Source organism: Streptomyces sp. NPDC003327 (assembly GCF_053589515.1).
Genome location: NZ_JBSFSA010000046.1, coordinates 1 through 22,772, shown reverse-complemented (window position 1 = coordinate 22,772; position 22,772 = coordinate 1). Strand labels below are relative to the sequence as shown.

At 74.8% G+C, this 22,772-nt stretch carries 19 protein-coding genes; 13 read left to right on the top strand and 6 right to left on the bottom strand.

The window, feature by feature from the left end; translation table 11 throughout:
* The first annotated feature begins 326 nt into the window (after positions 1-326).
* Entirely contained in the window at positions 327-1,088 is a 762-nt protein-coding gene (locus ACWDVG_RS26665; RefSeq protein ID WP_451702644.1) for a phosphotransferase family protein, read from the top strand.
* 183 nt (positions 1,089-1,271) lie between these two features.
* Positions 1,272-3,023, top strand: a complete 1,752-nt coding sequence (locus tag ACWDVG_RS26660; protein ID WP_451702641.1) for a cellulase family glycosylhydrolase — start codon at positions 1,272-1,274, stop codon at positions 3,021-3,023.
* A 328-nt stretch (positions 3,024-3,351) separates the two neighbouring features.
* On the opposite strand, the gene ACWDVG_RS26655 is transcribed toward ACWDVG_RS26660, so the two are convergent.
* Positions 3,352-4,107, bottom strand: coding sequence for a hypothetical protein (locus ACWDVG_RS26655; RefSeq protein ID WP_451702638.1), 756 nt, complete (start codon positions 4,105-4,107; stop codon positions 3,352-3,354).
* Between the two features lie 192 nt (positions 4,108-4,299).
* On the bottom strand, positions 4,300-5,292 hold the full coding sequence (locus ACWDVG_RS26650) for an RNA polymerase sigma-70 factor (RefSeq protein WP_451702636.1): 993 nt from the start codon (positions 5,290-5,292) through the stop codon (positions 4,300-4,302).
* 292 nt (positions 5,293-5,584) lie between these two features.
* Between ACWDVG_RS26650 and ACWDVG_RS26645 the strand changes: the two genes are divergently transcribed.
* Genes ACWDVG_RS26645 through ACWDVG_RS26635 form a run of 3 tightly spaced genes read left to right on the top strand, consistent with a single transcriptional unit; the run spans position 5,585 to position 8,519 of the window.
* Positions 5,585-6,988: an MBL fold metallo-hydrolase gene (locus ACWDVG_RS26645; RefSeq protein ID WP_451702634.1), complete on the top strand. Its 1,404-nt coding sequence runs from the start codon at positions 5,585-5,587 to the stop codon at positions 6,986-6,988.
* 59 nt (positions 6,989-7,047) lie between these two features.
* Positions 7,048-7,632: a rhodanese-like domain-containing protein gene (locus ACWDVG_RS26640; protein ID WP_451702632.1), complete on the top strand. Its 585-nt coding sequence runs from the start codon at positions 7,048-7,050 to the stop codon at positions 7,630-7,632.
* Positions 7,629-8,519, top strand: coding sequence for a sulfite exporter TauE/SafE family protein (locus ACWDVG_RS26635; RefSeq protein WP_451702630.1), 891 nt, complete (start codon positions 7,629-7,631; stop codon positions 8,517-8,519). Before ACWDVG_RS26640 ends, ACWDVG_RS26635 begins: the two co-directional genes overlap by 4 nt.
* A 62-nt stretch (positions 8,520-8,581) precedes the next feature.
* Here the strand turns inward: ACWDVG_RS26635 and ACWDVG_RS26630 are convergent, their stop codons facing one another.
* Complete coding sequence (locus ACWDVG_RS26630; RefSeq protein WP_451702628.1) at positions 8,582-9,334, bottom strand: D-Ala-D-Ala carboxypeptidase family metallohydrolase; 753 nt, start codon at positions 9,332-9,334, stop codon at positions 8,582-8,584.
* Positions 9,335-9,609: 275 nt separating this feature from the next.
* On the opposite strand from ACWDVG_RS26630, the gene ACWDVG_RS26625 reads away from it, so the two are divergent.
* Both ACWDVG_RS26625 and ACWDVG_RS26620 read left to right on the top strand, forming a co-directional pair.
* Entirely contained in the window at positions 9,610-10,755 is a 1,146-nt protein-coding gene (locus ACWDVG_RS26625) for an IS701 family transposase (RefSeq protein WP_451702626.1), read from the top strand.
* Positions 10,756-10,779: 24 nt separating this feature from the next.
* Positions 10,780-11,244 (top strand): hypothetical protein, encoded by a 465-nt coding sequence (locus tag ACWDVG_RS26620; RefSeq protein WP_451702624.1) that lies wholly within the window; start codon positions 10,780-10,782, stop codon positions 11,242-11,244.
* Between the two features lie 49 nt (positions 11,245-11,293).
* Here the strand turns inward: ACWDVG_RS26620 and ACWDVG_RS26615 are convergent, their stop codons facing one another.
* Complete coding sequence (locus ACWDVG_RS26615; protein WP_451702621.1) at positions 11,294-11,425, bottom strand: hypothetical protein; 132 nt, start codon at positions 11,423-11,425, stop codon at positions 11,294-11,296.
* 3 nt (positions 11,426-11,428) lie between these two features.
* A complete protein-coding gene (locus ACWDVG_RS26610) occupies positions 11,429-12,589 on the bottom strand; it encodes an FAD-dependent monooxygenase (protein ID WP_451702618.1) in 1,161 nt (386 codons plus the stop codon).
* Between the two features lie 92 nt (positions 12,590-12,681).
* Between ACWDVG_RS26610 and ACWDVG_RS26605 the strand changes: the two genes are divergently transcribed.
* The 3 genes from ACWDVG_RS26605 (at position 12,682) to ACWDVG_RS26595 (ending at position 16,134) form a co-directional block, all read left to right on the top strand.
* Positions 12,682-13,245, top strand: a complete 564-nt coding sequence (locus ACWDVG_RS26605) for a TetR/AcrR family transcriptional regulator (RefSeq protein ID WP_451702615.1) — start codon at positions 12,682-12,684, stop codon at positions 13,243-13,245.
* 252 nt (positions 13,246-13,497) lie between these two features.
* Entirely contained in the window at positions 13,498-15,645 is a 2,148-nt protein-coding gene (locus ACWDVG_RS26600) for a hypothetical protein (RefSeq protein WP_451702613.1), read from the top strand.
* A 144-nt stretch (positions 15,646-15,789) separates the two neighbouring features.
* Positions 15,790-16,134, top strand: a complete 345-nt coding sequence (locus tag ACWDVG_RS26595; RefSeq protein ID WP_451702610.1) for a deoxyxylulose-5-phosphate synthase — start codon at positions 15,790-15,792, stop codon at positions 16,132-16,134.
* Positions 16,135-16,188: 54 nt separating this feature from the next.
* On the opposite strand, the gene ACWDVG_RS26590 is transcribed toward ACWDVG_RS26595, so the two are convergent.
* Complete coding sequence (locus ACWDVG_RS26590; RefSeq protein ID WP_451702677.1) at positions 16,189-16,581, bottom strand: CBS domain-containing protein; 393 nt, start codon at positions 16,579-16,581, stop codon at positions 16,189-16,191.
* Positions 16,582-17,211: 630 nt separating this feature from the next.
* Between ACWDVG_RS26590 and ACWDVG_RS26585 the strand changes: the two genes are divergently transcribed.
* The 3 genes from ACWDVG_RS26585 (at position 17,212) to ACWDVG_RS26575 (ending at position 22,687) form a co-directional block, all read left to right on the top strand.
* Complete coding sequence (locus ACWDVG_RS26585) at positions 17,212-21,693, top strand: HAD-IC family P-type ATPase (RefSeq protein WP_451702608.1); 4,482 nt, start codon at positions 17,212-17,214, stop codon at positions 21,691-21,693.
* Between the two features lie 51 nt (positions 21,694-21,744).
* Entirely contained in the window at positions 21,745-22,155 is a 411-nt protein-coding gene (locus ACWDVG_RS26580) for a VOC family protein (RefSeq protein WP_451702606.1), read from the top strand.
* A gap of 97 nt (positions 22,156-22,252) precedes the next feature.
* A complete protein-coding gene (locus ACWDVG_RS26575) occupies positions 22,253-22,687 on the top strand; it encodes a helix-turn-helix transcriptional regulator (protein WP_451702604.1) in 435 nt (144 codons plus the stop codon).
* The last annotated feature ends 85 nt before the right edge of the window (positions 22,688-22,772 follow it).

Here is a 22,772-nt window from a genome sequence, read left to right as displayed (position 1 = left end):
CCGCCCGTCCGCGCCGTGGCCCGAACTCGCGTACCGAAACGCCCTGCCGGTGCTACGGTCCGATCATGTTCCGGGCGGAGGGCTGATCGGAGGGCTGATGGACAGCATCACGAAGAACCGGCAGCCCGTGGGGTCGCTCCGGGCGATGGTGGCCCGCGCCTACGGCCCCGACGAGGTGTGCGGGGCGGGCGAGGAGTGGGTCACCGAACTCGGTGACGGCTGGTTCAACGTGGCCTACCGGATCCGGCTCCGCTCCGGCAGGCGCGTCGTCCTCAAGATCGCGCCGCCGCCGCACGTCGAGGTGATGACGTTACGAACGCGGAGCCATGGCCACCGAACTGACGGCGCTGCGGCTCATCCGGGAGCACACGACGGTTCCCGTGCCCGCGGTCGACTTCGCCGACCGGAGCCACGAGCTGTGCGACGCCGACTACTTCTTCATGACACACATCGACGCGGACAACCTCCACTCGGTCAGGGACACCCTGACCGAGAAGGAGACCGAGGCCTACCACGAGGCGCTCGGCGCGATCACCCGCGAACTCAACACCCTCCCCGGCCCCGCCTTCGGCCCGCTGACCGGACCGGGCGACCGCACGTGGCGCTCGGGCTTCCTGCGCATGGTCGACGAGCTGCTCGACGACGGTGCGCGCCGCGGCGTCGACCTGCGCCACGCCTACGGCGCCGTCCGCGACCTCGTGTCCGCCCACGCCGACGTCCTGGACGCGGTGACCGAACCCCGCTTCGTCGCCTGGGACCTGTGGCCGGGCAACTGCATGGTGCGCGACGGCCGGATCGTGGCGATCATCGACCACGAGCGGGCCTTCTACGGCGACCCGCTGATGGAGTTCGGCTTCTCCGGAAGCGAGTCGAGCGCGCACGGCGAGTTCGAGGCGTTCCTCCGGGTCTACGGGCGCCGGCCACTCAGCGCCGGCGAGCGGACCCGACGGCTGCTGTACGACCTCCACCTCGCCCTGGTCCAGGTCATCGAGACGGACTACCGGGCCCACACCGGCACCGAGCAGTACGACGGGGCATGCGGGCGACTGCGGGAGACCATGGCCCTGCTGGGCGCCCCGGCCCCCTGACGGTTCGGCGGCTCGACGGCACGCCGCCCGGCGGCTCCGACCCGGCGAGCCGGACCACCCGGAGCGTCCCACCCCTTGACGTGCTCGCGCCGTGATGACTTCATGGGAGCGCTCCCACCGCATGTCCCCGGCGGGAGCGCACGTCCCTGCCCGCACCCATCCGGCGCCCCTTCTGGAGTCCCCGTGACCACGAGAAGCACGACGCGTACGAGAAACACGCGAGGTACGACCACCGACGCAGGCCCCCGCACCGCACGCCCCCGCACCGCACGCCCCCGCACCGCCACCGCTCTCGCCGCCGGGCTCGCCGCCCTCCTCGCGTGCGCCCTCCTCGGCACCGCGGGCGCGTCCACCGCCCAGGCGCGGCCCATCACCGCCATCACCACCGCTGACGCGAGCGCGGCCACCGGCCTCCACGTCGTCGACGGCCGCCTGCGCGAAGCCAACGGCAACGACTTCGTCATGCGCGGCGTCAACCACGCCCACACCTGGTACCCCGGCGAGACCCGCTCCCTCGCCGACATCAAGGCGCTCGGCGCCAACACCGTCCGGGTCGTCCTCGCCAGCGGGCACCGCTGGGCCGCCAACGGCCCCTCCGACGTGGCCGCCGTCATCGCGGACTGCAAGGCCAACCGGCTGATCTGCGTCCTGGAGGTGCACGACACCACCGGCTACGGGGAGGAGGCCGCCGCCGCCACCCTGGACCAGGCCGCCGACTACTGGATCGGCCTCGAGGACGTCCTCGCCGGCGAGGAGGACCACGTCGTCGTCAACATCGGCAACGAGCCCTGGGGCAACGCCGATCCGGCCGGCTGGACCGCCCCCACCACCGCGGCCGTGCGGAAGCTGCGTGCCGCCGGGTTCCAGCACACGATCATGGTCGACGCCCCCAACTGGGGCCAGGACTGGCAGGGCGTCATGAGGGCCAACGCCCGCGCCGTCCACGACGCCGACCCCACCGGCAACCTGATCTTCTCCATCCACATGTACAGCGTGTTCGACACCGCCCGGGAGATCACCGACTACCTCGGCTCCTTCGTCGCCGCCCGGCTCCCCGTCCTCATCGGCGAGTTCGGCGGCCCGGCGGACCAGTGGGGCGACCCCGACGAGGACACCATGATGGCCGCCGCCGAGCAGCTGGACCTCGGCTACCTCGCCTGGTCCTGGAGCGGCAACACCGATCCCGTCCTCGACCTCGCCGTCGACTTCGACCCGAGCCGCCTCAGCCCCTGGGGCGAGCGCGTCTTCCACGGCGCGAACGGCATCGCCGCAACCGCCGTCGAGGCCACGGTCTACGGCGGAGGCCCGAGCGACACCGAGCCGCCGACCGCCCCCGGCGCCCCGACGGCCTCCGCCGTGACGGCCGACTCCGCGACCCTCACCTGGCCCGCCGCCACCGACGACACCGGTGTCACCGGCTACGACGTGGTCCGCGTCGACGGAACCGCCGAGACCACCGTCGCCTCCGCCACCACCGGCCGGGTCACCGTGACGGGACTCGCCGCCGACACCGCGTACACCTTCGCCGTGTACGCCCGCGACGCGGCCGGCAACCGCTCGCCCCGCTCCGCGGCCGTCCGGCTCACCACCGCGGGGGCCGGCACCCCGGGCGCGCGCTGCTCCGTCGGCTACCGCGTCACCGGCTCCTGGCCCGACGGCTTCCAGGGCGAGATCGTCCTGCGCAACACCGGCACGACGCCCGTCGACGGCTGGACCCTCGGCTTCGCCTTCGACGCCGGCCAGACCGTCGCGAACCTCTGGGGCGGGACGGCCACCCAGACGGGCCGCGAGGTGCGGGTCGCCGCCGCCCCGTACACCGCCGTCATCCCGCCGTCCGGCTCCGTGACGCTCGGCTTCATCGGCACCCGGGGTACCACCAACCCGCCACCGAGCGCCTTCACGCTCAACGGCGGCACCTGCGCCACCACTGGCTGACCGGTTTCTTCCCCCCGCCCCCCTCTCCGTACGGGACGGTGGCGCCCGTACGCCGTCCGGCACCGCACCGCCCTCCTCGCGCGCGTGCCGGACGGCGTACACCCCCGCCCGCCCGCGACCCGGCTCCGTCCGGGTGGATTCGCCGGTCCGCCAGCGGGGCGGAAGGCCTCGCGGGGCTCCCGGTGGTGCTCTTGCCGTCCGAGCCCCTGGCCCGTCCCCCGTACGAAAGAGGCGCTCCGACATGAGACGCACCCCGTCCCGCCACCGCAGGCTCCTCGCCGCGGCACGAAGCGGTCGGACGCGGCAGCCGCCGACGCGGCGCCCGCGGTCAGTCGCCGCGCGGCACCGTGACGTACTCGTACGCCGTGGAGCCGGAGTCCCCGAGCGTGAGCAGCAGCACGGTCTTCCCCGTCGGGGCCGCCCCGGGGACCGTCGTGCAGCGGTCGTAGATCGCCTCGGCCGGGGACGAGAGGCACGGCGCGGGCGGGCCGATCCGGTTCGGGACCGGCATGTCCGGCCGGTCCCAGTCGATCCGCGCGCCCCTGGCCTGCAGCGCGGGGCCGGGCATGGCCGTGCCGTCCGGGTACCGGCCGCGGTCGCGGTGGTACGCGATCGCGTACGACACGGTCCCGGCCGCGCCCGGCACGTCGCGCCCGGCGTCGTCCCGCGGGCCCCAGGCGGCGACGTCGGCGGCGCGGATCCCGCGCAGCACCTCGGTGATCTCGCCGCGGACCTCGAACCGCGCGGCCGCCGTCATGCCGCAGGTCAGCGCGTGGGGCGACCGGTCGCCCTCGAAGAGCGAGCCGCCGCCGGGGCGTGCGCAGCGGTCGGTGAGCGTGGTGCCCAGATGCTCCAGCCCCTCCACGGCGTCCAGCCGTGCGATCAGGGTCCGCATCGTGCGCTCCTCCTGCCCCCTGCGCGCCTCGGCGGCGGGCGACGTGGCGCGCTCGCGCAGCTCGTCGTCCGAGGGTCCGCTCGCGCACGCCGCCGTCAGTCCGAGCAGGACGAGCGCCGCCGATAAGCCACCGGTCCGCACGCCCCGTCCGCGCCTTCGGCCCCCGCGGCCGGCGCTGGTGTCCCTCATCCAGGACCACCTCCCTTTTCGCTCATCCTCCCGTCCCCGCGCGGGCGGGTGCATGAGTACGCGTACTCATGCACCCGCGCCTTCATGCGCGCGCGTTCGTGCACCCGCGTGCGCGCTGCCGCCGGTGTGCCGCCGCCGGTGCGCGCTTCCTCCCGCCGACCGACGGCGGGGGAGCGGGACCCTCGCCGCGACTCACCGCAGGGTGAGCGGTGTCTCGGAGTCCACCCGGCCCAGTTTCGCGGGGTTGCGGACGAAGTAGAGGCCGGCGATGCGGGAGTCCTCGACGTGCACCGCCATCACGCCGTCGACCTCGCCGTCCAGACGGACGAGGAACGCCGGGCCGCCGTTGAAGACGGTGGGGACGAGTGCGAACGGCAGCGTGTTCTTGCCGAGGCCGCCCATCATGAAGCGCGTGACCTTGTCCGCCCCGGCGATCGGGCGCAGGGCGGCCTGCTTGACGCCGCCGCCGTCGCTCACGAGGACGACGTGGGGGGCCAGCACCTGGAGGAGGCCCTGCGGGTCCCCGGTCTCGAGCGCGCGCCGGAACGAGGACAGCGCCGCGTCGGCGGCGCTCCGGGTGACGGTCGTGCGCGGGCGTCGGGCGTCGACGTGCCGCCGCGCCCGGTGGGCGATCTGCCGGACCGCGGCCGGTGTCTTGTCGACGGCGGCGGCGATCTCGTCGTATCCGACGTCGAACGCCTCACGCAGGACGAAGACCGCGCGCTCGGTCGGCGACAGCGTCTCCAGGACCAGCATCATCGCCATGGACACGCTCTCGGCGAGTTCGACGTCGTCGGCGACGTCGGGCGCGGTGAGCAGGGGCTCGGGCAGCCACTGGCCGACGTACGTCTCCTTGCGGCGGTTCAGCGCGCGCAGCCGGTTGAGGGCCTGACGGGTCGTGATCCGCACGAGGTAGGCGCGGTGTTCGCGGACCTGCGCGAGGTCGACCTCGACCCAGCGCAGCCAGGTCTCCTGGAGGACGTCCTCGGCGTCGGCGGCCGAGCCGAGCATCTCGTACGCGACGGTGAAGAGCAGGTTGCGGTGGGCGAGGAACGCCTCGGTCGCCGGGTCCGTCGTGCGCGGGGGCGTCGGCGACCCGGGAGCGGGCCCGGCTCCGGCTCCCGGCTCGCGCGCCTGACCAGGGCCGTGTTCGGGGCCGTGGTCGTGGTCGTGTGCGTCGTTCACGTCTCGAACCCTCTCCTTCACGGCCGGCTCCCTGACCGAGAGCATGCCCCCGTCCGAACGACAAGATCCTTTCATCTTCAGTGCGGATCCGGACGAGAACGGGCGAAGTATGAGCTGTCTCGATCGGGCCGTAGATACCTAGGGGGGTATTTGACCGGCGAGGGTGCTCCGCCGTGCGGTCGTTGTCGTGAATACCCAGGGGCGTATCTTTGGGCGGCGTCGCCGTCCCTCTCCTCCCGCACCGCCCGCTCCCGTCCACCCCGGGCGCGCCCCCGTCGACGGAGGTCTCGTCGTGTTCTTCGCCCCGTACTACCTCGACTGCCTCTCCCAGGCGTCGTACATGATCGCCGACGAGAGGACCGGCCGAGCGGTCGTCGTCGACCCCCGCCGCGACGTCTCCGGCTACCTGGCCGACGCCCGGGCGCACGGCCTCACCGTCATCGGCGTCATCAACACCCCCTTCCACGCCGACTTCGTCGCCGGTCACCTGGAGCTGGCCGACAGCACCGGCGCCTGGATCGGCTACGGCCGCCGTGCCCGGACCGAGTACCCCATCCGCGCACTCACCGAGGGGGAGCGGATCTCCCTCGGCGACGTCACCCTGGAGATCCTGGAGACGCCAGGCCACACCCCCGAGTCCATCAGCGTCCTCGTGTACGAGCGCGCCGACGACACCGTCCCGTACGGAGTGCTCACCGGCGACGCGCTGTTCGTCGGCGACGTCGGCAGGCCCGACCTGCTCGCCTCCGCCGGCGTCACCGCCGAGGAACTCGGCGTCATGCTCCACGACAGCGTCCAGAACAAGCTGATGGCCCTCCCCGACGAGGTGCGGGTCTTCCCGGCCCACGGCGCCGGCTCCGCCTGCGGCAAGAACCTCTCCACCGAACGGCACTCCACCGTCGGACAGCAGCGCGCGACCAACTACGCCTGCGCGCCCATGAGCCGCGAACGGTTCGTCGACCTCGTCACCACGGGCCTGCCCGCCGCGCCCGGCTACTTCGCCCACGACGCCGAACTGAACCGCAAGGAACGCCCCCGGTACGACGCGACGACGGTCCCGCGCGCGCTCGCGCCCGCCGAGGCCGCGGCCCTGCGGCGTTCGGGCGCGGTCGTCGTCGACGCCCGCTCCCCGCGGGAGTTCGCCGCCGGTCATCTGCGCGGCGCCGTCAACGTACCCGCCGACGGGCGCTTCGCCGAACAGGCCGGAACCGTGCTCGACCCGGCGGACGACCTGATCGTCATGGCGCCCGAGGGCCGCGCCGAGGAGATCGTCACCCGCCTCGCCAGGGTCGGCTTCGACCGCGTCGCCGGCCACCTGCCCGACCCGCGGGCCGCCCTGGAATCGCTGGCCGACGAGGTCACCCCGGCCGGTCGCGTGACCGCCGCCCAGCTGCGCGCGGCGCTCGACGGCGACCGCCCGCCGCTCGTCGTGGACGTCCGCACCTGCGGCGAGCGCGAGGCCGACGGCACCATCGACCGGGCGCTCCACATCCCCCTCGGCGAACTGCGGGCACGCGCCGCCGAGTTGCCCGACGACCGCCCCCTCGTCATCCACTGCGAGGGCGGCCACCGCTCCTCCGTCGCGGCGAGCCTGCTGCGCCACCGGGGCTTCGGAGACGTCTCCGACGTCCTCGGCGGGCACGCCGCCTGGCGCACGTCCGCCACCCCCGCGGCCCCCCAAGCCGTCCAGGGCTGAACCCGTCCCCCCTCCCTGCCCCCACCCGTCACCCCCACCCCCTCGCCCCGGAGCACCCCATGCCCCCGCAGCTCCCGCCCTCCCCGTCGATCACCCCCGCGGTCCTGCACCGACTGACCCAGGAGGGCCCCGGCACCCGCCTCCTCGACATCCGCACCCCCGCGGAGTTCCGCGCGGCCCATATCCCCGGGTCGTACAACGTCCCCCTCCCCACCCTGCGCGAACACCGCGCCGCACTCCTGGCCCACCTCGACGAGGACGTCGTGCTCGTCTGCCGCTCCGGCGCCCGCGCCGCCGAGGCCGAGAAGGTCCTCGCCGAGGCGGGGCTCCCGAACCTCCGCGTCCTCCACGGCGGCATGAACGCCTGGGAGGCGACCGGCGCGCCCGTGACCCGAGGCGCCGAGCGCTGGGACATGGAACGGCAGGTACGCCTCGTCGCCGGCTCCCTGGTCCTCGTCACCGGCCTCGTCGGCGCGTTCGTGCCCGGCGCGCACCTGATCGGCACCGCGGTCGGCGCCGGACTGACGTACGCGGCCCTCAGCAACACCTGCGCGCTGGGCGTCCTGCTCTCCAGGCTGCCCTACAACCGGGGCCCCCGCCCCGACCTCGGCGCCGTGCTCGCGGAGCTGCGGGGCGCGCCGTGACCGCACTCGTCGTCGCGGCCTCCCTGCTCGTCGGCCTGAGCCTCGGCGTCCTCGGCGGCGGTGGCTCGATCCTGACCGTCCCGGTCCTCGTCCTCCTCGCCGGACAGGACCCCAAGGAGGCCGTCGCCACCTCCCTCCTCGTCGTCGGCGTCACGAGCCTGGCCGCGCTCGTGCCGCACGCCCGGGGCCGCCGGGTGGACGGCAGGACGGGGCTGGTCCTCGGCGCCTTCAGTACGGCGGGCGCCTACGGCGGCGGCCGGCTCGCCGCGTACGTTCCCGGTACGGCGCTGCTCGTCGCGTTCGCGGTGATCATGCTCGCCACGGCCGTCGCGATGCTCCGCGGACCGGCCGGGTCCGCCACGTCGCCCTCCGGCCGCGGCGAGCGCCCCGTACGCCGGTCCCTCCGGGCGATCGCCCTCGCGGGCGTCGCCGTGGGAGCCGTCTCCGGCCTCGTCGGCGCGGGCGGGGGCTTTCTCGTCGTGCCCGTGCTGGTTTTGCTCGCGGGGCTACCGGCGGGGACCGCCGTCGGCACCTCGTTGCTCGTCATCGCGATGCAGTCCTTCAGCGGCCTGGCCGGACACCTCGCCGACGTGACCATCGACCGGGGCCTCGCCCTGACCGTGACGGCGGGGGCGGTGGCGGGCGGCGTCGTGGGCGCGCGCCTCGCCCGGCGGATCCCGCAGGACGGCCTGCGCCGGGCGTTCGGCTGGTTCGTCGGCGTGATGGCCGTCGTCGTCCTGGCCGTACAGCTCGACCCCCTCGTGTGGGCGCACCCTGCGACCTGGACCGTCCTCGGTGTCGCTTCCATGGCGGCCGCCGCCCTCCGCGTGTGCCTGGTGACGGCACGCGCGGCGCACGGCCCCCGGGGGAAGGCCGTCGAGGGGTGAGGCGGAGCCGCCCCGGCGCGCGTGCGGCCCGCACCCCTGCACGGGGTGCGGGCCGCGTCGCGTCAGATGCCGCAGCTGGGGGCGGACCAGTAGCGGCTGCCCCGGTGGTCGACGTGGGCGTGGTCGTCGTGCCCGGCGTAGCCGGGCCCGAGGATGCCGTTGAAGCCGTGGTACCGCGCCTGCTGCACGAGCCGGCACAGGGAGTGGGGGCCGGCGCCGAGGTCGGCGGCGTCCCCGTAGAGGTGGCGGCTGGAGGAGGCGCCGCCGACCGCGCTGTTGCAGGCGTAGCTGCGGAACCCGCTGGTGACCCGGAGGGACTCGTCCCCGAGGGCGTGCCGCATGGCCTCCAGCTTCCACATGGTGCGCAGCGCGTTGGCCTTGGCGGTGGCCGCGCTCACGGCGCCGCCCTCCCACGTGGAGTTGCAGTCGTTGAGCTCCGCGTACGAGAAGTGGATGGGCGTGCAGTCGTCGTCCTGCAGCGCGTAGAGCTTGCTGAACGTCGCGGGCCCCGCGACGCCGTCGGCCGCGAGTCCGTACGCCGCCTGGAACCGCTTCACGGCCGCCGCGGTCCCGGGCCCGTACGCCCCGTCGATCGCGAGGACGCCGCCGTACCCGGGATAGCCGGCCACCCGGATCTGCAACTGTGTGACGTCGGCGCCCGAGGCGCCTTCGGAGAGGGTGCGCGACCAGGTGTAGCAGGCGTCGGCCTGCGCCGAGCCCGCGGTGGCCACGACACCGCCCAGTGAGGCAGCCATGACCATGACAAGCGAAAGGAGCAAGCGAAGGGGCAGTGACCGTTCGGTGCGTCTGGACATCCATCCTCCAAGCCCTCGGCGATTTCCCCCCGAGGGTGCCGCTCCGGTCAACGCGCGTCAACCACGCCCGCACGACCGTCATTTGTCGCACCAATGGCGCCCACGTGACGGGAGACTCCAGCGAGACCCGCGCGGGAATCGAGGGCGGTTCGGCACGCTGGGCAGCGACGAGCCGAGCGACCGGTCGAGCGCCGAGCCGAGAGGCGATCCGAGCGAGGGGCCGAGACAGGCGAGCGACGGGCCGAGTGACGAGCCGAGCGACGAGGGGCGGGGCGATGCAGCAGCTGACCAGTGAACGACCGGGTGCCTACGACTCCGGAGCCGGCCCGGCGGCCGACGACCCCGTTCCCGCCTGGTTCGTGGACGCCGTCTTCGGGCATCTGGCCCGCTCGGACCAGCGGCGGTGCGCGGCGGCGTACCTGCGGGCGCTGCTCACCTCGCCGGGGCGCAAGACGGTCCGCGCGATGGCCGACTCCACGACCGACCTCCAGGCGCTCCAGCAGTTCGTCAACCAGAGCCCTTGGGACTGGCGGCCGGCGCGCCGGGCGCTCGCCCGCCTCGCGACGCGGTGGGTCAACCCGCGCGCCGCCGTGGTGGAACTCGCGGTCATCCCCAAGTACGGCGACCGGATCGTCGGCGTCCATCGGCGCCCGACGCGCACCGGAGGCTCCGTCAACTGCCAGGTCGCGCTGGGGACGTTCCTCACCGGACGGGACGGAAGCCTGCCCGTGGACTGGCGGCTCTACCTGAACCGGGCCTGGGGGGAGGACGAGGAGCACCGGCTGCGCGCCCGCGTCCCCGCCGCCGTGGGGCGCCGTCCCCTGGAGGTGCTCGCCCTCGACCTGCTGGACGGGGCCGCCGACGCGCTGGGCGGCTCGGTCCCGGTGGTCTGCGACCTGCGCGGCACGGGCGGTACGGCGGAGGCGGCGGCCGGACTCGTGGAGCGCGGCGCCGGGTTCCTGCTGTCCCTGGGCGACGCCGAACTCCGCCGCGTACCGGTGCTGAGGCCGCCGACGCGGGGCCCTCTCGTCACTCTGTCCACCCCGACGGACGCGCCTCTGCCCGCCCCGGCCGGTCCGGCGCACTCCGCCCCGGCCGCCCCGGCCGGTCCGGCGCACTCCGCCCCGGCCGCCCCGGCCGGTCCCGGCTTCCGCTACCTCGCGGAGTGGTCACCGGCCCGCGACCGGCCCCGCAGGGTGTGGCTGACGAACCTGCTGGACGGCGCGTCGAGCGACTTCCTGGCGCTGCTGCGGCTGAAGGCCACCTCGGGCGAGGCGCTGAGGTCGGTGGAGGAGGACTTCGGCATGCGCGACTTCACGGGCCGCTCGTACCCGGGCTGGCACCACCATGCGACCCTGGTCTCCGCGGCCTACGCCCTGTCCCGCCTCGACCGGGACGGGGGAGCGGGGTCCGCGGTCTGAGTCGGCGGGGGAGTTAGGGCAATCATGGCGCGAAGGATCCGACGGTCCGCGGGGACGCTGACACCGCTGGACCTGCTCCGGCATCCGGGGCGTCTCGTCGGGCAGTTCACGGGCGGGGGCAGCCCGTCGCGCGCCGAGGCGGACGTGGCGGCGTGGACCGGGGGAGAGGCCCGCGAGGTCGCGGCCTTCGCCCACGACGGCCGCCGTTTCCGGCAGGGGTCGCTGGTTCTCGACCCCGCCGCGACGTCGCCGGTGGTGTGGCGTCCGTACCGGGCCCTGGGGCGGTCCCGTGAAGGCCTCCCCGTGCGGGCCCCGCTCCGCGTGGAGGGACCGAGCCCCGTGGCGGGCCCCGGCAGCCGGGGCATCAACAGGGCCGCGTTCCGCCTGCTGTCGGTCCAGGCTGCCGACCGCTCCTGGGAGCTGGCCGTCCCCGCGACGGACGTCCCCCTGGTCCGCGCCGCACTGCTCGACCTGAACGCACGCGCGTAACCGCCGGGCGAGGCGGTACGCGCCCGCGCGGCGGTTACGCGGAACCCGCTCACGCGACGCGCTCCGGCGCCTTCGGGCGGGCGGCGGGCGTGGCCGGGGCGGCGAGGACCTTGCGGGTGATCCGCTCGGCGCCGGCCGCGACCAGGGCGCGCGGGCGGCGCGGCGTCAGGCCGGCGGCCACGCGTCACTCCAGTCGCGGCGGCGTCCAGTCCGCGTGGCGCAGGACAGCGCGGACGGTCACACCGGACGGCGCCAGCCGAAGGGCCGTGTTGCGCAGGGCGACGGCCAGGGGGTGCGCCAACCGCTGCCCCATCCGGCCGGCCTGACGCGCCGCACGCGCGACGGACTGGCTGCGCGGGCGGCGCTCGGCGTCGTAACGGGTCAGCGCCGCTTCGACCGTGGGCGCGGCGGCGAGCGCGGCGGCCAGGGTGGCCGCGTCCTCCAGGGCCTGGCACGCGCCCTGGCCGAGGTTCGGCGTCATGGCGTGAGCCGCGTCACCGAGCAGCGCGACCCGCCCCGCGACGAAGGCGGGCAGCGGAATCACCAGCTCGTGGATGTCATGGTGCAGGACCGCGTCGGGCCGGGTCGCGTCCAGCAGCGCGGGGATCGGATCGTGCCAGCCGCCGAAGCGGCGGCGCATCGCGGCAAGGGGGTCCGCGTGCCGTGTGCCGGGCGGCGCGTTGAGCACCGCGTGCCACTCGGCCCTCCCGTCGGCGAAGGCGATGTGGCCGAACTCGGCGCCCTTCCCCCACGTCAGCTCGAAGTCGGTACGCAACGGCACGGGGCGCTCGGTGATGGCGCGCAGGACCGTCGACCCGCTGTAGACGGGCCCGGGGTGATCGGGGAACAGCTGGGTACGCAGCCGGCTGCGCACTCCGTCTGCGGCCACGGCCAGGTCCGCGTCCAGGGCCTCGCCGTCCGCCCGTGCGACACGCACCCGGCCGGGCTCCGAGCCGTCGACGGACCGCGCCTCGGACCCGACGACCAGACAGGCGGGCGGCAGGGCCTCGCGCAGCAGGCGGTGCAGCACGGCACGCGGGATGCCGACGATCGGCGTACCCAGCTCGCGTTCGAGCGCGGCCCCGTCCATGCGGGCGAGTCGGCCGCCGCGCGGGGTGCGGGTGCCCCCGGTGTACTGCGGCCGCGCCGCCGCGCGCACGGCCCCGCCGACACCGAGGACGTCCAGGGCGCGCAGGCCGTTCGCGTGCAGCGAGATGCCCGCGCCCGCGTCGGCCGGGGCGGCGCCGCGTTCCACGACCGTCACCTCCCAGCCGATCCGCCGCAGACCGATCGCGGCGGCCAGACCGCCGATGCCCCCGCCGACCACCACCGCACTGCCACCCATCACGGGCCCCCTCCAGCCGTCCGCTCGCCACGCTCGCTTCTACAGATGTAGAAGCGAGCGTACTCCGGCCGCTACAGGTGTAGAAAGAGGGGGTGCCCATGGACCGACGCACCCTCCTCGCCGACGCGGCCGTCACCGTGCTCGCCGAGAGCGGGATACGAGGACTGACCCACCGCGCGGTGGACCGGACGGCGAACCTGCCGACCGGCACCACCTCCGCCTACTTCCGCACGCGCCAGGCGCTGCTCACCGCACTGGTCCGCCACCTGGTCGCGCTCGACCAGGCGGAACTCCAGGAGACCGGGAGCAGCACCCCCGCCCCCCGCAACGCCGACGAACTGGTCGCCGGCCTCACCGCCCTCGTCGAACGACGCCTCACCGGAGAAGGCCGGCGCCGCTCACTCGCCCGCTACGCGTGCGCCCTCGAAAGCGTCCACCACCCGGAGCTGCGAGAGATCCTCGTGCCGCGCGAGAACGCGGGCCGCCGGGCCGTGCACGACTTCCTCTCCACCCACGGTCCCGGCCCCGCGGACGCCGAGGAACGCACGCTCACCCTGCTGACCTGCGTGGACGGGCTCGTGTTCGACCGCCTGGTACACGGCGGCGAGGTGACGGACCAGGAGGTCCGCAGACTGGTGGCCGCGGCCCTGTCGTGAACCCGCCGGCCCGCCCGCCGCGCCTGGCGATGCAGCCCTCACGGTCCTGGTCCGGTCGGGTGTGTGCCCGTCACGCCCACGACCACCGAGTCGTTGAGCCGACGGAAAATCCGATCTGCTCCTCGCCCACGACCAGGCACCTCACGGACACCGTCCAGGGGCACCGTCCGGGAGGCGGGCTCGTCCGCGCCGCTGCGGACCGGGCCCGGCGGACGGGCTGAGTTGTCAGAGGGGGCTGACACCATGTCACGCATGGATCTCGCACACCCGCTCGACGGCCTGGACGCCCGTCCCTGGGCCTCCTCCTCCCACGCGTACGGCTCCGCGGAGGACGTCCCCGACCTGCTCCGCGCCCTGACCGGAACGGACGCCGACGCGGCGTCAGCGGCCCTGTCGGAGCTGTACGGGAGCGTGTTGCACCAGGGCACGGTCTACCCGGCCAGCGTGGAAGCGGTGCCGTTCCTCGCCGGGATCGCGGCGGCCGGCCACCGAACGGCCGACGTCCTCGCCCTGCTCGGGGGCATGGCGGAGAGCGAGGACGAGCACGGCGTGGAGCGGGGCGCGGTGCGGGCGGCCGTGGCCGAGCAGGGGGCGCTGCTTCTGCCGCTCCTCGCCGATCCCGATCCGGACGTCCGGCGGACCGCCGCATGGGCCGTTTCGCACACCCGCGCCCCGGGAGGCGTCCTGCCCGCGCTGTGCGCCCGCTGGGCGGAGGAGACCGAGCCCGCCGTCCTGGCCGAGGTCCTGACCGGGATCGCCCGGCTCGACCCCGGGCGCGGAGCGGCCGAGGCGGCCACCGCCGTGGACCCGTCCCGGCCCGCCGTCGTGCGGCTCGCCGCGGTCTTCGCCCGGCTCGGAGCGGGGGCTCCGTGGACCGAACCGCTGCACGCGACGGTGCTGTCGCTCCTTCCCGCCGACTCCCTGCGCTCCGAGTTCGACTTCGCGCACGGCGAACCCCTGGCCGCCGTCGTCGAAGCCCTCCTGGACCGCGGCCTCGCGCCGGAGCGGGAGGCGGCTTTCGCCCTGGTCGACGCGGCCCTGCGGGACGCGCGCGCCGACGTCCGCTCCGAGGGTCTGCGGGCGGCCGACCGTGCCTGCATGCTGTCGCGCGCCGCCCCGCGGCGGTTGGCGGACGGCCTGCGCGCGGCGGCCGTCGACGACAAGACCGTCATCGGCATGACGTCCCTCCTGGGGCGGCTGGCCGAGGCCGCCCGACCGGCGGCGTCCGTTCTGCTGCCGCTCGCCGGACGGAACCCGGACCAGGAGGACGATCACGCGGACCGGGCGCTGGCCGCGCTCGTACGCGTCGCGCCCGCGCAGGCCGCCCCGCTCCTCGCCGCCGGCCTCGGGCGCCGCCCCCGCGCCCTCGACGCGGCGGCCGGACGCTGGAACGGAGCGGACACCTCCTTCCCGTACGACCACGGGCTCCTCGACGCCGTGCGCTCCCGCCTCTCCCGGCCCGCCGCCCTCACCGGCAACGAACCCTCGCACCTGACCGGCCTGTTGGCCGGGTGGGGGGCCGAGGCTGCGGCCGCGCTGCCGGAACTCTGCGCGGCCCTCCCGCACCATCCCCACCAAGCCTCCCGCGCCCTCGTCTCCGTCGCGGCGGACAGCGCTCCGCCGGAGCGCGACACGGCCACCGCCGCGCTGCGGGAGGCAGCCCGACGCGGCGTCCTTCCGGCGGCGAAGGCGCTGTACGACCTCACGGGCGACTCCACGCCGCTGCTGCGCTGCCTCGAACGAGAACTCGCAGAAGGGGGCGGAGACGTGCGCGACGCCGCCGGGACCGCCGCCGCGCTCGGGGCCCGAGGCGCAGCCCTTGCGCCTCTCCTGCGCGGAGCGCTCAGCGACCCGGCCCAGGACACCACGCCCGTACTGGACACGGACACGGCCCTCGCCGTGGCCCTGTGGCGCGTCACAGAGGACCCGGCCCCGGTCGTCGCCGTCCTCGCGTCGGTCTTCGACCGCGCCGCGCGCAGCCCGTGGACCCGGTGGACGGTGGCGAGGGCCGCCCGGGCGACCGCGCTGCTCGGTCCGGCCGGGCGCCCCCTCACCACCCGGCTGCGGGCGATCCTCGACGATCCGGTGCAGGCCGCCGCCGCGGTGCCGGCCCTCGTCGCCGTGGCGGACCCCGCCGTTCTCGATCACGCGGCCCTCGCCGCGACCGCGCTGGCCTCCGCCGAGTCGGACGCGGACCCCATCGGGGCCTGCGACGCGCTGGAAGCCCTCGGGGGAGCCGCCCTGAGCAGCGACCACCTGCGCCGGCTCGCCGTCCTCGCCGACGGTGACGCCCGGGTGGTCCGCTCGGGCATCGAGAGCGCCATCATCCGCCAGGACGAAGCCTTCCGGGCCCGCGCCCGGGAACTCCTGGCCGCGTTCGGGCACACCCCGGTGCCCTGAGCGTACGAGGGGGTCGTGGCGCCGGCACCTGGCCGGCCCCACGCCGCCCCGCTCGACAGCGCGGCCCCCCGCAAACGAACGAGGTCGGCCGAGGGCGCGGAAATCCGGTCGTACTCGCCACTGGCCCGGCCTAGGGTCGCGGTCATGGCCCACGCGAAGACCTCGTACGTCTGCCTGCCCTGCCGGGCCTCGTACAAGCAGCCCTACCCCGTCGATCCCCACCCCGGCCGTCCCGACCGGCTCTGCCCGCGCTGCGCGGGGCCGTTGATCCACGTCGGTTCGGCCTTCGCGGCGCCACGGCGGCGCGACACCGCGGCCTGGCGCACCCTGACGGTGCTCCTCAACGCGGGCGTCCGCTTCCACAAGAGCTGCTGCGGCGGTCCCGGCTACCGTCCGCGCACCCTCGGCGAGGTGCGCGAGCGGCTGGTCCACGCGCGGAGGACCGGAGAGCCGTTCGCGCACGCCCTGGTGCGGCGCGAGCTGCCGTAGCCCATAGCCCATAGCCCCGTAGCCGCGGTGGCGGCGAGCCGCAGGCGTCCGTCTCTAGGTGGACAGGTCCTCCACCAGGTCACCGACCGTGGCGTCGGGCAGCGCGCGGGCCACGTCGGCCTGGGCGACGATGCCGACCAGCACGTGGTGGTCGATGACGGGCAGGCGGCGGATCCTGTGCCGGCTCATCGTGCGCAGGACGTCCTCGGCCGTGTCGTCGGCGCGCACGGTGACGACCTCTCCCTGGGCGAGATCCCCTGCCGTCACTTCGGTGGGATCCTTGCCGGCGCCGATGACCTTCACGACGATGTCGCGGTCGGTGAGCATGCCCTTGAGCTTCTCGTCGGCGCCGCAGATGGGGAGGGAGCCGACGCCGAGCTCCGTCATCTTCTTCGCCGCTTCCGCGACGGTCTCATGGGCCTGCACGCAGGTGACGTCCGGCGTCATGACCTCGCGTGCGGTGATCGTGCCGGGCTTCGTCCGCCCGGTGTCGGCGGACGACCGAGGCGTGCCCCGCGTGCCCCGCGTGCCAGGCGTGTCCTGGGAGGCGCCGGGCGGCCCGGGAAGGACGCCGCCGTCCTTGCGGAGGACGGCGTAGCCGACGCCGATGCCGGCCGCGACGGGCCAGGCCAGCACGTCCGTGGCGGCGAGGACCCCCAGACCCAGGTAGAGCGGGAGCCCCTTCTTCGCGGGGAGGACCTGCCGGGCAGCGGCCACCGGCAGCATGGCGGCGTTCATCGCCTCGCTGCCCACCTTGCCGAGCGAGGGCACGGCGAGGGTGACATGGCGCCGGGAGGGAGCCGCGTGGTGCGTGGAGGAGGGAGAGGTCACGAAGATCACCTCGCTTGTTTCCTTCGGACCCTTCTCTGCTCCGTATGTCCGTTTTGGGCGACGTTATGGGCGCGGGAGGCAGGCAATCGCGCGGGCCGGCGCAGCCCCTGCCGCGTGGGCCGGTACGAAGGTCGCCCGTGCCCCTGCTCGATGGGGCTACCTCATGTCGCTGCTTCGTCGCGCCTCGCTCAGACTGCGGAGGAAGGCCGAAGCGTTTGCACCGTTCCGATGCGAGGAGAAGAGGCCATGCCGTCTGCGCCCGCCTCGCTGCCGCGGATCCCCTCCCTTCCCCCGGTCCCTTCCTTCCTCAGCCGGGCCGCCACCGGCACCGTCTCCCTCCTCGCCGACGGGGCCCGCGCCGCCCAGGAAGCGGCCCGGGACCTGACGGGAGGGGGCCGTGATGTGTCCTGGACGCCGGGGCGGTGCTACATCGCGGTCTCCGGCGTGCACGGCACCGGCGGCGAAGCCGTACGCGAGCGGGTGCGGCGGGCCCTGGAGCGGCACCCGGGAGTGCTGTGGGCGCGGGTGAACGCGCCCATGGAACGGGTCGTCGTCGCCGTCGCCTCACCGGCTCCGCCGCAGAGCGAGCTGATCGCGCTGGTCGAGGAGGCCGAGGGCGACCACGCCGCCGACGCGCAGGCGTACGACGCCTGGCAGCCCGAGCCGCACCACCCGGCGGAAGGCCCGCCGTACCCGGCCGTGCCCGCGCTCGTGGCGGACACCGTCGGCCTCGCCCTCGTGACGCTGCGCAGGCTCGCTCCGTGGTTCGGACTGCCCCCGGAGATCGCCGGGGGCATCGACGCCGTACGCCGGCACCCGCGCCTCCGGCATCTCGTCGAGGACGCCGGAGCGGGGGAGCCCCACGACTCGCTGATGCCCGTGCTCGGCGCCCTGGTGCAGGGCGTCGCGACCGGCGGAGGCGGACTCACCCTGGACGTGCTGCAGCGCCTGGCGGTGTGGCGCGAGGCGAACGCGGAGAGAGCGGCCTGGCGCGAGGGCGAGGCACGACTGGTCCGCGGCCCGGAAGAGGCAGAAGCCGCCGCCGTCGTCGACCGGGCGGGTGAGCCGCCGCGGGACACCGCGGACCGGTACGCGGAGCGGTCCATGGCCGCCGGAATCGTGGCCGGAATCGTCGCACTGCCCTTCGCCGGCCTGCGCAAAGCGCTCGCGGTGGCTGTGGCGTCCGTGCCCAAGGCCCCCGACGCCGGACGCGAGGGCTACGCCACCACCCTGGGGCGGCACCTGGCGCGGCGCGGGGTCGTCACCATGGACCGCACCGCCCTGCGGCGCCTGGGACAGGTCGACACCATCGTCCTCGAAGAAGCGGCCCTGCGGAGCAACCGGTACGAGCTACTCGACCTGGAACTCCTCGGGGACCCCGAGCCCGAGGAGGCCTCCCGGCACCTGTTCGCGCTCTTCGACCCCGACGACCCCCTGGCCGCCGGCCGGCGGGACGACTGGGTCCTGGGCCCGCTCGACGCCCTGGACCTGCAGGGCCGCACCGGTCGCAAGGCCGCCAAGCGCCTGCGACGGCGCGGCAGCGAGAAGGTCCTCGGACTGGCCAGGAAGCGGCGCCTGGTCGCCGTGGCCGGCCTCGGCACCCCCTCGGCTCCCGGCGCCGAGGCCGTGGCGGCCGCGGCGCGCCGTGCCGGGGCACGCGTCGTGGTGGCGTCCGACCGCGAGGGCCCCGGACCCGCGTACGCCGACGCCGTGATCCCCGCGGGCGCCCGGCTGGCCGCCGCCGTCCGCGACCTCCGGGCGGACGGCGCGGTCGTGCTCCTCGTCTCCGGCGACCGTACGGCGCTGGGCGCGGCCGACTGCGCGATCGGCGTGCACCGGAAGGACGAGCACACCCCGTGGGGCGCGCACGTCCTGGTCGGCGCGGACCTCGAAGCGGCCGGACTCATCGTCGACGCCGCGGGCACGGCCGCGGTCGTGGACCGTGACAGCCACCATCTGGCCGCGGGCGGCAGCGGAATCGGCTCCGTGGCCGCGCTCCAGGGCCCGGCCCGGCGCGCGACCGCGCGGGTCATGGCGATCAGCAACACCTCCGCCGCCCTGGCGTTCTGCCTGGGCGCCTGGCGCGCCCGCCAACTCCTCGGCCGACCTCTCATCCCGCCGGTGACCAGCGTCCCCTGGCACCTCATGCCCGCCGACCGCGTGCTGGAACGGCTGCGCACCCGCCCGGAGGGCCTCACTCCCCGGGAAGCGGCGGCCCGCGCCGCCGGCGCGTCGGTCGGGGAGCCGGCGAAGCTCACGCTGCCCCACGCCTTCGTCGAAGAGCTGTCGAACCCCCTCACCCCGATCCTCGCCGCAGGCGCCGCCCTCTCCGCGGCCGTGGGCTCGCGGACGGACGCCGCCCTGGTGGCGGCCATCACCGCCGTCTCCTCCCTGGTCGGAGGCTTCCAGCGGGTCCGCACCGACAAGGCCCTGTCCCAGCTCTTCGCCCAGTCGGCCATCGGCGCCCGCGTACGCCGACAGGGACGCGAACGCCTGGTCACCTCCGCCGAACTGGTCCCCGGGGACGTGATCCACCTGGGCCCCGAGGACGTCGTGCCGGCGGACTGCCGGCTCCTGGAAGCCGAGGGCCTGGAAGTCGACGAGTCCTCCCTCACCGGTGAGTCCCTGGCCGTCACCAAGGACCCCGCCCCCGTCGTCACCCCCCACCTCACCGAACGCCGCTCGATGCTCTACGAGGGAACCACCGTCTCCGCCGGACGCGCCACCGCCGTCGTCGTCGCCACGGGCTCGGCCACCGAAGCAGGCCGGAGCCTGGCCACCGCCCGCCAGGCCGCACCGGAAACCGGAGTGGAGGCCCGCCTCTCCTCGCTGACCCGCGCCAGCATGCCCATCGCCCTGGGATCCGCCGTCGCCGTCACCGTCTCCGGGCTCCTGCACGGTCGCCCCCTCACCGAGAACCTGTCCTCCGCCGTCAACCTCGCCGTCGCCTCCGTACCCGAGGGCCTGCCCTTCCTCGTCAACGCCGCCCAGCTGGCCGCCGCACGCCGCCTCGCCGACGCCGGAGCGCTCGTCCGCAACCCCCGCACCATCGAGGCGCTGGGCCGGGCCGACATCCTCTGCTTCGACAAGACCGGCACCCTCACCGAGGGCATCCTGACGCTCAGTGGGGTCAGCGACGGCGGAGACGACGGCCCCGGCGGAGGCGACGACTCCCGCGGTGCGGGCGAAGGCCCGGCCTCCCCCGCCCGCCTCGACGGCTTCCACAAGGAGATCCTCGCCGCCGCGCTGCGCGCCACCCCGCCCGCCCGGCAGTCCGAACCGATGGCCCATCAGACCGACCGGGCGATCGTCGACGGCGCCCGCCGCGCGAACGTCACCACCCGCCAGGGCGCCGCCCGGTGGCGCCGTACAGACGCCCTCCCCTTCGAACCCGCCCGCGCCTACCACGCCACTTCCGGCCACACCGGCGGCGGCATCCTCCTCAGCGTGAAGGGGGCACCGGAGAACGTCATCGACCGCTGCACCCGCCGTCGCCGACCCCACGGCGCGGTGACGCTCGACGACGAGGCCACAAGGGCACTGGCCCGCGCGGCCGAGGAACTCGCGGCAGCGGGACGGCGGGTCCTGGCCGTGGCCGAACGCCGTATGGAACCCGACGAGGAACTCAGCGACGACACCGTGCGGGACCTGGTGTTCCTCGGCTTCCTCACCCTCGCCGACCCCGTCCGCGACAGCGCGGCGCCCTCGACCGCGCGCCTGCGCGAGGCCGGGGTCCACACCGTCATGCTCACCGGCGACCACCCGGCCACCGCCGACGCCATCGCCTCGACGATCATCGACGTCGCCGAACCCAAGGTCTGCACCGGCCCGGAGCTCGACGCACTCGACGACGACGCCCTGGACGCCCTGTTGCCCGGAGTCGACGTCATCGCCCGCTGCAGTCCCACGCACAAGGTCCGCATCGTCCAGGCCTACCAGCGCAACGGCCGGGTCGTCGCCATGACCGGCGACGGCGCCAACGACGCCCCCGCGATCAGACTCGCCGACGTCGGCATCGCCCTCGGCCGCCGCGGCACGCCGGCCGCGACCGCCGCCGCTGACCTCGTCGTCACCGACGACCGGCTGGAGACCATCGTCGCCGCCCTGATGGAAGGCCGGGCCATGTGGACCTCCGTCCGCGCGGCCCTCGCCATCCTCGTCGGAGGCAACCTCGGCGAGGTCGTCTTCAGCGTCCTCGTCTCCACGATCACCGGCAGCACGCCCCTCAACGCCCGTCAGATCATGCTCGTCAACCTCCTCACGGACCTTGCCCCCTCCCTGGCCATCGCGGTCCGCGAACCCTCCGCACAGACCGGCGAACGCCTTCTCGCCGAGGGCCCGCAGCGCTCCCTCGGCACCTCGCTCACCCAGGAGATGCTGCTGCGCGGCACCGTCACGGCCCTCGGCGCCGGGCTGGCCTGGACGGGGGCCCGCTTCACCGGTCGCGGCCGCCGCGCCGCGACCGTCTCCCTCGCCGCCGTGGTCGGCACGCAGCTCGCGCAGACCCTCACCGCGGGGGGTACGGACCGCAACGTCCTCGTCGCCGGACTGGGCTCCGCGGCCGTCCTCCTGGCCATCATCCAGACCCCCGGCGCCAGTCAGTTCTTCGGCTGCACGCCCCTCGGACCCGTCGCCTGGTCCGTCACGCTCACCTCGATCACCGTGGCCACCCTCCTCGGGCACTTCCTCGGTCCCCGCCTCGTCGCCCATGTGGGCGGCGGCCACTGAGTCACGATTGGAGAAGCGGTGGGGGCGGTGGTCGGGCTACCGTGACACGTTATGGACATCACGATTCACACCACGTCGCTGCCGCACGACGACCCGGATGCCTCCGTCGCGTTCTACCGCGACATCCTGGGTTTCGAGGTCCGCAGCGACGTCGGCCACGGCAAGGCCCGCTGGATCACCGTCGGCCCCGTCGGCCAGCCGGGCACGTCGATCCTGCTGGCCCCGCCCGCGGCGGACCCGGGGATCACCGAGGACGAACGCCGCACGATCGTGGAGATGATGGCGAAGGGCACCTACGGCTGGATCCTGCTGGCCACCCCGGACCTGGACGGCACGTTCGACAAGGTCCAGGCCGCCGACGCCGAGGTCGTACAGGAGCCGACGGAGCAGCCGTACGGGGTCCGGGACTGCGCTTTCCGCGACCCGGCCGGCAATCTGATCCGCATCCAGGAAATCCGCTGACACCGCCGACCGTCGGCCTTTCGCGTTCTCTCGTTGTTTCGTTCTCTCCGTTCTCACCGTTCACCGCTCTCACGCTCAGGAAAGGGAGTGAGTTCCCGTGTGCCGTCCCGGGTGGAAACAGGCGCTGATCGCCGCGCGGAATCTCGATGATCTGGTTCGGCTGCGTCGGGTGCGGGACCGGATCGACCGTGAGTACGCGCGACCGTTGAACGTGGAGGAGCTGGCCCGTGCGGCGGGTGTGACCGCGGCGTGCCTGAGCCGGGACTTCCGTCGCGCGTACGGCGTCTCCCCGTACGGCTACGTCATGGACCGGCGCGTGGAGCGGGCCGGGGTACTGCTGCGACGGGGCGACCTGACGGTGAGCGAGGTGTGTTTCGCGGTCGGCTGTCACTCTCCGGCGGCTTTCCGCGCCCGGTTCACGCGGCTTTTCGGAATGCCGCCCCTGGCCTATCAGCAGAGTGCGGGACCGGGCGGCGTGTCGAGGATGAGCAGGATTCGAGAAGCGCGTGCTCCGCTTGCGGTTCTAGCGTGAGTGTCATGACCTCCATCGCATCTGTCACTCTCGAAGTCGCCGACACCGCCGCGGCCGCCGCTTTCTACGACGCCTTCGGTGTCGG

What these genes read in the sequence shown, in the direction of transcription:
- ACWDVG_RS26630 (WP_451702628.1), bottom strand. Translation starts at nt 9,334, where the DNA reads ATGTCCAGACGCACCGAACGGTCACTGCCCCTTCGCTTGCTCCTTTCG.
- ACWDVG_RS26600 (WP_451702613.1), top strand. Translation starts at nt 13,498, where the DNA reads ATGGATCTCGCACACCCGCTCGACGGCCTGGACGCCCGTCCCTGGGCC.
- ACWDVG_RS26610 (WP_451702618.1), bottom strand. Translation starts at nt 12,589, where the DNA reads ATGGGTGGCAGTGCGGTGGTGGTCGGCGGGGGCATCGGCGGTCTGGCC.
- ACWDVG_RS26595 (WP_451702610.1), top strand. Translation starts at nt 15,790, where the DNA reads ATGGCCCACGCGAAGACCTCGTACGTCTGCCTGCCCTGCCGGGCCTCG.
- ACWDVG_RS26640 (WP_451702632.1), top strand. Translation starts at nt 7,048, where the DNA reads ATGCCCCCGCAGCTCCCGCCCTCCCCGTCGATCACCCCCGCGGTCCTG.
- ACWDVG_RS26625 (WP_451702626.1), top strand. Translation starts at nt 9,610, where the DNA reads ATGCAGCAGCTGACCAGTGAACGACCGGGTGCCTACGACTCCGGAGCC.
- ACWDVG_RS26655 (WP_451702638.1), bottom strand. Translation starts at nt 4,107, where the DNA reads ATGAGGGACACCAGCGCCGGCCGCGGGGGCCGAAGGCGCGGACGGGGC.
- ACWDVG_RS26620 (WP_451702624.1), top strand. Translation starts at nt 10,780, where the DNA reads ATGGCGCGAAGGATCCGACGGTCCGCGGGGACGCTGACACCGCTGGAC.
- ACWDVG_RS26590 (WP_451702677.1), bottom strand. Translation starts at nt 16,581, where the DNA reads ATGACGCCGGACGTCACCTGCGTGCAGGCCCATGAGACCGTCGCGGAA.
- ACWDVG_RS26585 (WP_451702608.1), top strand. Translation starts at nt 17,212, where the DNA reads ATGCCGTCTGCGCCCGCCTCGCTGCCGCGGATCCCCTCCCTTCCCCCG.
- ACWDVG_RS26580 (WP_451702606.1), top strand. Translation starts at nt 21,745, where the DNA reads ATGGACATCACGATTCACACCACGTCGCTGCCGCACGACGACCCGGAT.
- ACWDVG_RS26665 (WP_451702644.1), top strand. Translation starts at nt 327, where the DNA reads ATGGCCACCGAACTGACGGCGCTGCGGCTCATCCGGGAGCACACGACG.